The following is a 7,107-nucleotide window of genomic DNA, read 5'->3' as shown; positions in this document are numbered from 1 at the left end:
GGGCGGCGGCGGGCGGCGGCAGCAGGAACGCCGCCGCGAGCAGGACGGGGTGGAAGGTGCCCTTGACGGTCCGCTCGCCGACGGCGTGGACGAGGGCGAGGAGGCCCACGGCGAGCCAGGAGGTGCGGGTGGGCGGCAGACAGAGCAGCGCGGCGACCACCGCGACGATCCCGACAAAAACGCGCGCCCGCCCCGGAATGACCTCCACGGCGGGAAGCCTAGGGACGGGCGGGCGGGGCGCACGGGGTAACCAGAGGTAGTACTCCGTACGAGTGAAAGATCAGGTCTTCCGGGATGTCACAGTTCCTGGGGCGTCACGGCGATGTCGTGATCGGGTACCGCCTGCCCCGAGCGGATCAGGTCGAGCCGGCCGAGTACCTTGGCGCGCAGGTCCGTCGGCACGTCGTCATGTCCGCAGCACCGCTTGACCAGCTTCTTCACGGCCTCTTCCAGGCCGTACTTCTCCAGGCACGGCGAGCACTCGGTGAAGTGCTGCTTGAACTTGTCCCGGTCCACGTCCGGCATCTCGCTGTCGAGGAACTCGTAGAGATGGTCGAGCACCTCGGAGCAGTCCGTCTCGTGGTGGTCTCCGCAGCTCATGAACCCGAGCCTTTCGCTTCGTTCGACTCCGCCGCGCCGGCCGGGACGAGCCCGCGCTCACGGGCGTAGTCCTCCAGCATGCCGCGCAGTTGGCGCCGGCCCCGGTGCAGCCGGGACATCACCGTACCGATGGGTGTCCCCATGATGTCGGCGATCTCCTTGTAGGCAAAGCCCTCGACGTCCGCGAGATACACGGCGATCCGGAACTCCTCGGGGATCGCCTGGAGCGCTTCCTTCACGTCCGAGTCGGGAAGGTGGTCGAGCGCCTGCGACTCCGCCGAGCGCAGCCCGGTCGACATGTGCGACTCGGCGCGCGCGAGCTGCCAGTCCTCGATCTCCTCGGCCGCGCTGCGCTGGGGTTCGCGCTGCTTCTTGCGGTACGAGTTGATGAACGTGTTCGTGAGGATCCGGTACAGCCACGCCTTCAGGTTGGTGCCCTCGCGGAACTGGTGGAAGGACGCGTACGCCTTCGCGTACGTCTCCTGCACGAGGTCCTCGGCGTCCGCCGGGTTGCGGGTCATCCGCAGTGCGGCCGAGTACATCTGGTCGAGGAATTCGAGGGCGTCCCGCTCGAAGCGCGCGCTGCGCTCGGACGTCGACTCGCTCTCGCCCCGGCCCTCGGGCTGCTCCGCCTGGCCGTGATCGGTCCCTGCGTCGGTACCGGTGACCGGACCCACCTCCTCAAGATTCCAGGTGCCATCGATGCCGATGCCACCAGAATCGGAGGATAGACGACGATCCGGTCCGCCCGCCGCCCGAATAGGGCCGGTCTTCGCCGCGTGCAGCACCGTCCACTCCAGGTCGGCGCGGCTGGAGCGGTTCGGGCAAACAGTCGAACCCATGCGGCGGACTCCCTCTCTCACGGTCTCCTCGACGTTCTGTCCGCATCAACAGTCCTACGGGGCCCGGCATTCCCGCAGCGCCGTGATCCACCGGACGACTCCGTCCGTGATGACCGTCACGGTCTCCTCCTGCGTGACCCCACACCTCTTCGGCACCGCGAACCCATGGTCCCCGTACGGAACCTCCACCATCCCGAACTCCCCCTCCGGGAACTCCCCGGGCTTCCCGAACGGATCGTTGCCGCCCTGCACGACGAGAGTCGGCACCCCGGCGCCGAGGAGCTCGTCCGCGCGGGACTTCTCCGGCCTGCCGGGCGGATGCAGCGGAAAGCTCAACGCCAGCACAGCGACAGCCCCCAGCTCGGTGGCGGTCCGGCAGGCGACCCGCGCCCCGGCGGAACGCCCCCCGGCCACCACAGGAAGCCCCTTCTCCGCCACGGCCCCCCAAATCCCCCGCCACCCCACATCCAACGTCTTCGGCGCCGGCGCCACCTTCTTCCCGGCCACCCGCCAGGGCTGCTCGACGAGAGCGACACTCACCCCGTGCGCCGGAAGCACGCCGGCCAGCCCCTGAAGATCCCTCGCCTCGATCCCGCCACCCGCACCATGGCTGACGGCGAGCACGAGGCGGGGGTTCTTCGCCGGGTGCCAGGTGATCCGGGCGTCGCCGGTGTCGGTGGGGACGAGCTGGGTGGTCATGGGGAGAGGGTGCCAGAGCGGGGGGCGAGGCGGGTATTCGGCACCCGGCCGGGGGCGGGGCGAAGGGGCAGTCGGTCGCGTGGGCGGCTGGGGCGGGTGTCACCGCGTCCACCCGGCTGCGGCTGGGTGGGCATGGGGAGAGGAGGCCAAAGCCGGCGCGGATCGCGTCCCGCCGGGTGGTACAGCCGGTCAGCCTTGACGGCGTCGCAGGTCGTGGCCGGCCGATCACAGACCATCCGGACCGGCGTGGGCCGGATGGTCACACCACTCAGCGGGACGCCCCCTGGGCGCGGACGCGTGGCACGCGGCCGGAGGTCGACCGGCGCTGCCCGCTCGGGGGATGCGGCGCCCGAAGGACCGCCCCCTTGACGCCGCGCCCCGCCCAGGACCACCCGCGAGCACGACAGAAGCCCGTCGCGCCGGTGCGCTTCGGAAGCCGTCCGCAAACGCCCCCTCCTCAGAACAGCGTCGCCTCCTCCGGCCCCTCCAGTTCCGTCAGGAGTTCCGGGCCGTTGTTGCGGACGTTGCTGACGGTCGTGGAGACGGGGTAGGCGCGCATCAAACCGTGCGGGGGCGGGGCCAGCAGCGGCGTCAACGCGTCGAGTTCGGTCGTCGTGGGGTCGAGCCAGGCGTCCCAGCGGTCGGGGGTGAGCATGAGGGGCATGCGGGGGTGGATGTCGGCCAAGGTGCGGGGACCTTCGGCCGGGGGGACGGCCAACGGGGTCGTCTCGGCCTCGGTGGTGATGACCGAGCAGGTGACCCACCAGGCGAGGGGGTGGTCGTCAGGAAGGGTCCGGTCGCGCCAGAACTCGTACAGGCCGGCCATCGCGAACACGGACCCGTCGGCCGGAAGTACGAAGTACGGCTGTTTGCGGGGCCGCTTCTTCTTCCCCTCGACCTCCAGTTCCCGCTCGTCCTTGGCGGTGACCCACTCGTAGTACCCGTCGGCGGGGACGATGCAGCGCCGGGTGGCGAAGGCGCGACGGAACGACGGTTTCTCGTGGACCGTCTCGGCGCGCGCGTTGATCATCCGCGCGGCGCCCTCCGGGGACTTCGCCCACGCCGGCACGAGCCCCCACTTCACCCTGCGCAGCTGCCGAACCGGCCGCCGGTCGTCCGCGTCTTTCAACGGACGGTCCAGAACGACGTACACCTCTTTCGTGGGCGCCACGTTGTAGTCGGGAGCCGGCGCCTCCTCCGGCTCGATCTTCTCGATCTCGAAGATTCCCGCGAGATCCTCGGGCCCACGACTGGCCGCATACCGTCCGCACATACGTGCCACACTGCCAGACCCCGTAAGCCGCTAGGGAGCCACCGCCGAAATGGACAGCACCGCCGACCTGTGGGACCGCGTCACCGGCCTCCAGCCCGACCCCGACCTGTGGGTCGTCCTGGCCACCGCCCTCGCCGCCCTCGCGATAGTCGTCCCCCACAACCTGTGGCGCCTCTCCCGCAACGCCATCACCATCGCCCACGAGGGCGGCCACGGCCTGATCGCCCTCCTCACGGGCCGCACCCTCACGGGCATACGCCTCCACTCCGACACCAGCGGCCTCACGCTGAGCAGGGGCAAGCCGCACGGCATAGGCATGATCCTCACGGCGGCGGCGGGTTACACGGCCCCCTCACTGCTGGGCCTCGGCGGCGCGGCACTGCTGGGCGCGGGCCGGATCACGCTGCTGCTGTGGGCGGCGACGGCCCTGCTGGTCGCCATGCTGGTGATGATCCGCAACGCGTACGGGGTCCTGACGGTCGTGCTGTCCGGGGGCGCGTTCGTCCTGGTCTCCTGGCTGGCCGGACCTCAGGTGCAGGCCGCCTTCGCGTACGCCGTGGTGTGGTTCCTGCTGCTGGGAGGGGTACGCCCGCCGTTCGAGCTACAGGCGAAGAGGAGGCGGGGAGGGGCATCGGAGTCGGACGCGGATCAGTTGTCGCGGCTGACGCATGTGCCGGCGGGGTTGTGGCTGTTCCTGTTCCACACGGTGTCGATCTGTTCGCTGCTGGGTGGGGGACGGTGGCTGCTGGGGCTCTAGCCCTCCGCCGCCCACCCACGGCCGTACCCGAAACACCACCGCCGACTAAAGTGAACGCATGCCGCAGAACCCCGACCACACCGCCCACTGGCCCGCCCCCACCGCGAGCGGAGCCGTCGACGCGACGGTCCACGTGCCGGGGTCGAAGTCCGTCACCAACCGCGCCCTGGTCCTGGCGTCCCTCGCCTCGGAACCGGGCTGGCTCCGCCGCCCCCTCCGCTCCCGGGACACTCTCCTGATGGCGGCGGCGCTGCGAGCGATGGGCGTCGGCATCGAGGAGGGCGTAGGCCCTGACGGTACCGGCGAGGCCTGGCGCGTCCTGCCCGCCGACCTCAGGGGACCCGCACCCGTGGACGTCGGCAACGCCGGCACCGTCATGCGCTTCCTCCCTCCGGTCGCCACCCTGGCCGACGGCCCGATCAGGTTCGACGGCGACCCGAGGTCGTACGAGCGCCCCCTGCACGGCGTGATCGACGCCCTCCGCACCCTGGGCGCCAGGATCGACGACGACGGCCGGGGCGCGCTCCCGCTGACCGTGCACGGCACGGGCGCGCTGGACGGCGGCCCGGTGGAGATCGACGCGTCGTCGTCGTCCCAGTTCGTGAGCGCGCTCCTGCTGAGTGCCCCCCGCTTCAACCAGGGCGTGGAGGTGCGGCACACCGGCGCCACCCTCCCCTCCCTCCCGCACATCCGTATGACGGTGGACATGCTGCGCGCGGCCGGCGCCCAGGTGGACACCCCGGAGGCGGGCGGCGAGCGCAACGTCTGGCGGGTCACGCCGGGCGCCCTGCTGGGCCGGGACCTGACGATCGAGCCGGACCTCTCGAACGCGCAGCCGTTCCTCGCGGCGGCGCTGGTGACGGGCGGAACGGTGACGGTCCCGGACTGGCCGAGGCGCACGACGCAGCCCGGCGACGCCCTGCGGGAGATCTTCACGGCGATGGGCGGCTCCTGCGACCTCACCGACCACGGCCTGACGTTCACCGGCACCGGCAAGATCCACGGCATCGACGTCGACCTGAGCGACGTCGGCGAGCTGACCCCCGGCATCGCGGCGGTGGCCGCCCTCGCGGACTCCCCGTCGACCCTGCGCGGCGTCGCCCACCTCCGCCTCCACGAGACGGACCGCCTGGCGGCCCTGACGAAGGAGATCAACGAGCTCGGCGGGGACGTCAAAGAGACGGCGGACGGCCTGCACATCCGCCCCCGCCCGCTGCACGGCGGCGTCTTCCACACCTACGACGACCACCGCATGGCGACCGCCGGCGCGATCATCGGCCTGGCGGTGAAGGGCGTGGAGATCGAGAACGTGGGCACGACCGCCAAGACCCTCCCGGACTTCCCGGAGATGTGGACCGGGATGCTCGGGAACTGACGATCATGCGTCGCTACGGCAAGCACACCGACGAGGACGACATCCGCTCGCGCCCCAACCGCAAGGGCAACCGTCCCCGCACGAACATCCGCCCCAAGCACGAGGACGCCGCCGAGGGCATGGTCCTCACGGTCGACCGGGGCCGCCTGACCTGTCTCGTCGAGGACCGCACGGTCGTCGCGATGAAGGCCCGTGAACTGGGCCGCAAGGCGGCCGTCGTCGGCGACCGGGTCGCCCTCGTCGGCGACCTCTCCGGCGCGAAGGACACCCTGGCCCGCATCGTCCGCATCGAGCCGCGCACGTCCGTCCTGCGCCGCACGGCGGACGACGACGACCCGTACGAGCGGGTCGTGGTCGCCAACGCGGACCAGCTGGCCATCGTCACCGCCCTCGCGGACCCCGAGCCCCGCCCCCGCCTGATCGACCGCTGCCTGGTCGCGGCGTACGACGGCGGTCTGGAGCCGCTGCTGGTGATGACGAAGTCGGACCTGGCGCCGCCGGACAAGCTCCTGGAGCTGTACGGCGACCTCGACATCCCGTACGTGGTCACGAACCGGGAGGAGCTGGAGAACGGGGACGCGGCGGACCGGGTGCGGGAGTACCTGGTGGGCCGCACGACCGCGTTCGTCGGCCACTCCGGCGTCGGCAAGACGACCCTGGTCAACGCGCTGGTCCCGAAGGACCGCCGGCGCCTGACCGGGCACGTCAACGCGGTGACCGGCCGGGGCCGGCACACGACGACGTCCGCCCTCGCGCTGCCCCTGCACGGCACGGACGAGTGGGTCATCGACACTCCTGGTGTGCGTTCCTTCGGGCTCGCGCACATCGATCCGTCGCGGGTCATCCACGCCTTCCCGGACCTGGAGGAGGGCACGGCGGGCTGTCCGCGCGCGTGCAGTCACGACGAGCCGGACTGCGCGCTGGACGCGTGGGTCGCTCAGGGGCACGCGGACCCGGCACGCCTGTACTCCCTGCGCCGGTTGCTCGCGACGCGCGAGCGTACGGAAGGCGACTGACGGTCCGTCATTTCACGCCCCTGACCTGGGTGTTGTTTGTGTGCACCCGAGTCCGGTAAGTGCACAATCGCACCGACCTCGACGCGTAACACCAACGGGAGGACAGCACATGGCTTGGCTGCTGGTCGTCGTGGCCGGACTGCTCGAAACGGGCTTCGCGGTGTGTCTCAAGCTCTCCCACGGTTTCACCCGGCTCTGGCCGACCATCGCGTTCGCCGCCTTCGCCCTGGGCAGCTTCGGGCTCCTCACCCTGGCGCTGAGAAAGCTCGACGTGGGGCCGGCGTACGCGGTGTGGACGGGGATCGGGGCGGCGGGTACGGCGATCTACGGCATGGTCTTCCTGGGGGACCTGGTCTCCACCCTGAAGATCGTGTCGATCAGCTTCGTCATCATCGGGGTGATCGGGCTGCAACTGTCGGGGTCGGCGCACTAGGGCTGGAGCGCCTGCCGCACCAGCCCCCCGACGCCGCCCTCCCCCGCAGGCGCGGCGACGCACGACAGCGCGAGACGGACGGCGAGTTCGGCGCCGTCCCCTGTGGTGGGCG

The 7,107-nt window shown here is 71.2% G+C and carries 8 protein-coding genes and 2 pseudogenes; 4 read left to right on the top strand and 6 right to left on the bottom strand.

Translation table 11 applies throughout. The features are described from left to right. From ACVNF4_RS29880 to ACVNF4_RS29860, 5 genes and pseudogenes are all read right to left on the bottom strand, one after another. Positions 1–208 (bottom strand): annotated as a pseudogene (locus ACVNF4_RS29880) (HD-GYP domain-containing protein); the annotation flags it as partial. A gap of 89 nt (positions 209–297) precedes the next feature. Continuing rightward, a complete protein-coding gene (gene rsrA / locus ACVNF4_RS29875) occupies positions 298–600 on the bottom strand; it encodes a mycothiol system anti-sigma-R factor (RefSeq protein ID WP_461806002.1) in 303 nt (100 codons plus the stop codon). Then, positions 597–1,277, bottom strand: a complete 681-nt coding sequence (gene sigR, locus ACVNF4_RS29870) for an RNA polymerase sigma factor SigR (protein ID WP_461806003.1) — start codon at positions 1,275–1,277, stop codon at positions 597–599. Before sigR ends, rsrA begins: the two co-directional genes overlap by 4 nt. 219 nt (positions 1,278–1,496) lie before the next feature. Further along, complete coding sequence (locus ACVNF4_RS29865; RefSeq protein ID WP_461806001.1) at positions 1,497–2,141, bottom strand: alpha/beta hydrolase family protein; 645 nt, start codon at positions 2,139–2,141, stop codon at positions 1,497–1,499. Positions 2,142–2,598: 457 nt separating this feature from the next. Further along, positions 2,599–3,414, bottom strand: a complete 816-nt coding sequence (locus tag ACVNF4_RS29860; RefSeq protein ID WP_461806000.1) for an SOS response-associated peptidase — start codon at positions 3,412–3,414, stop codon at positions 2,599–2,601. Positions 3,415–3,463: 49 nt separating this feature from the next. On the opposite strand from ACVNF4_RS29860, the gene ACVNF4_RS29855 reads away from it, so the two are divergent. The 4 genes from ACVNF4_RS29855 (at position 3,464) to ACVNF4_RS29840 (ending at position 6,995) form a co-directional block, all read left to right on the top strand. Continuing rightward, positions 3,464–4,171: a M50 family metallopeptidase gene (locus ACVNF4_RS29855; protein WP_461805999.1), complete on the top strand. Its 708-nt coding sequence runs from the start codon at positions 3,464–3,466 to the stop codon at positions 4,169–4,171. A gap of 58 nt (positions 4,172–4,229) precedes the next feature. After that, positions 4,230–5,546, top strand: a complete 1,317-nt coding sequence (aroA, locus tag ACVNF4_RS29850) for a 3-phosphoshikimate 1-carboxyvinyltransferase (RefSeq protein WP_461805998.1) — start codon at positions 4,230–4,232, stop codon at positions 5,544–5,546. Between the two features lie 5 nt (positions 5,547–5,551). Further along, positions 5,552–6,562, top strand: a complete 1,011-nt coding sequence (rsgA, locus tag ACVNF4_RS29845; RefSeq protein ID WP_461805997.1) for a ribosome small subunit-dependent GTPase A — start codon at positions 5,552–5,554, stop codon at positions 6,560–6,562. Between the two features lie 109 nt (positions 6,563–6,671). Further along, positions 6,672–6,995, top strand: a complete 324-nt coding sequence (locus tag ACVNF4_RS29840; protein ID WP_187747331.1) for a DMT family transporter — start codon at positions 6,672–6,674, stop codon at positions 6,993–6,995. On the opposite strand, the pseudogene ACVNF4_RS29835 reads toward ACVNF4_RS29840, so the two are convergent. Continuing rightward, positions 6,992–7,107, bottom strand: a pseudogene (locus ACVNF4_RS29835) (TetR/AcrR family transcriptional regulator); the annotation flags it as partial. The gene ACVNF4_RS29840 and the pseudogene ACVNF4_RS29835 overlap by 4 nt on opposite strands.

The sequence above is a fragment of the Streptomyces sp. S6 genome (assembly GCF_054880855.1).
This window is presented reverse-complemented; position numbering and strand designations above follow the sequence as displayed.

What these genes read in the sequence shown, in the direction of transcription:
- rsrA (WP_461806002.1), bottom strand. Translation starts at nt 600, where the DNA reads ATGAGCTGCGGAGACCACCACGAGACGGACTGCTCCGAGGTGCTCGAC.
- ACVNF4_RS29865 (WP_461806001.1), bottom strand. Translation starts at nt 2,141, where the DNA reads ATGACCACCCAGCTCGTCCCCACCGACACCGGCGACGCCCGGATCACC.
- ACVNF4_RS29860 (WP_461806000.1), bottom strand. Translation starts at nt 3,414, where the DNA reads ATGTGCGGACGGTATGCGGCCAGTCGTGGGCCCGAGGATCTCGCGGGA.
- ACVNF4_RS29855 (WP_461805999.1), top strand. Translation starts at nt 3,464, where the DNA reads ATGGACAGCACCGCCGACCTGTGGGACCGCGTCACCGGCCTCCAGCCC.
- aroA (WP_461805998.1), top strand. Translation starts at nt 4,230, where the DNA reads ATGCCGCAGAACCCCGACCACACCGCCCACTGGCCCGCCCCCACCGCG.
- rsgA (WP_461805997.1), top strand. Translation starts at nt 5,552, where the DNA reads ATGCGTCGCTACGGCAAGCACACCGACGAGGACGACATCCGCTCGCGC.
- ACVNF4_RS29840 (WP_187747331.1), top strand. Translation starts at nt 6,672, where the DNA reads ATGGCTTGGCTGCTGGTCGTCGTGGCCGGACTGCTCGAAACGGGCTTC.